The sequence below is a fragment of the Polaromonas sp. genome (genome assembly GCF_030682935.1).
In the GTDB taxonomy this organism is placed as follows: domain Bacteria; phylum Pseudomonadota; class Gammaproteobacteria; order Burkholderiales; family Burkholderiaceae_C; genus Polaromonas.
In genome coordinates, this window is record NZ_JAUXNA010000247.1 from 1 (window position 1) to 1,227 (window position 1,227).

Annotated in this window: 2 protein-coding genes; both read left to right on the forward strand. The window is 60.1% G+C overall.

Annotation, left to right across the window (positions count from 1 at the left end; translation table 11 throughout):
* Positions 1–895 (forward strand): acetyl-CoA C-acetyltransferase (locus tag Q8K05_RS11420; RefSeq protein WP_305246727.1); only part of this gene is annotated, 895 nt, incomplete at its 5' end.
* A gap of 104 nt (positions 896–999) precedes the next feature.
* A partial coding sequence (locus Q8K05_RS11425) for an SDR family NAD(P)-dependent oxidoreductase (RefSeq protein ID WP_305246728.1) occupies positions 1,000–1,227 on the forward strand: 228 nt, incomplete at its 3' end.

The window sequence follows — 1,227 nt, forward strand, 5'->3', positions numbered from 1 at the left end:
CATGCTCGCAGCGCAGGCCGTGGCAACCGGCGACAGCGACATCGTGATTGCCGGTGGCCAGGAAAACATGAGTGCTTCCCCGCATGTGTTGAACGGCTCGCGTGAAGGCCAGCGCATGGGTGACTGGAAAATGATCGACACCATGATCGTGGACGGACTCTGGGACGTTTACAACCAGTACCACATGGGCATCACCGCAGAAAACGTAGGCAAAAAGTACGGCATTGACCGCGCCATGCAGGACGCCCTCGCGCTGGCCAGCCAGACGAAGGCTGCGGCCGCGCAAGACGCGGGCAAGTTCAAGGACGAGATCGTTCCCATCACCATTCCGCAGAAAAAAGGCGATGCGGTGGTGTTTTCGGCCGACGAGTTCATCAACCGAAAAACCAGCGCTGACGGCCTGGCAGGCTTGCGCCCGGCGTTTGACAAGGCCGGCAGCGTGACCGCCGGCAATGCCTCTGGCCTGAACGATGGGGCTGCCGCCGTGATGGTCATGACGGCCAAAAAGGCGGCGGCCCTGGGCCTCAAGCCCCTGGCGCGCATTGCAAGCTACGCCACGGCCGGGCTGGACCCCGCCTACATGGGCATGGGTCCGGTGCCCGCATCGACCAAGGCGCTGCAGCGCGCTGGCTGGAACGCGCAGGACCTGGACTTGCTGGAGATCAATGAAGCCTTTGCGGCACAAGCCTGCGCGGTGAACGCTGAAATGGGCTGGGACACAAGCAAGGTCAACGTCAATGGCGGCGCGATTGCCATTGGCCACCCGATTGGTGCATCCGGTTGCCGCATCCTGGTGACGCTGCTGCATGAGATGGTGCGCCGCGATGCCAAAAAGGGCATTGCCAGCCTGTGTATCGGTGGCGGCATGGGGGTCGCCCTCACACTGGAACGCTAAATTTAAGCTAAAACAGTGCTTTGACCGCGTCCTGCCGGTATAAGTAGCTATTTAATTGGTAGCAAAATGGTTTCGCGGAAATTAACAAAATCAAGGAGATAGCGATGGCAAAGCAAGTAGCGTACGTAACCGGTGGTATGGGGGGCATTGGAACCGCCATTTGCCAGCGGCTGGCCAAAGATGGTTTCACTGTGGTGGCGGGCTGCGGCCCCACGCGCGACTTCACCAAGTGGCTGGACGAGCAAAAAGCCCTGGGCTACACCTTTTATGCATCGGTGGGCAACGTGGGTGACTGGGATTCCACCGTGGCGGCCTTTGAAAAAGTCAAGGCA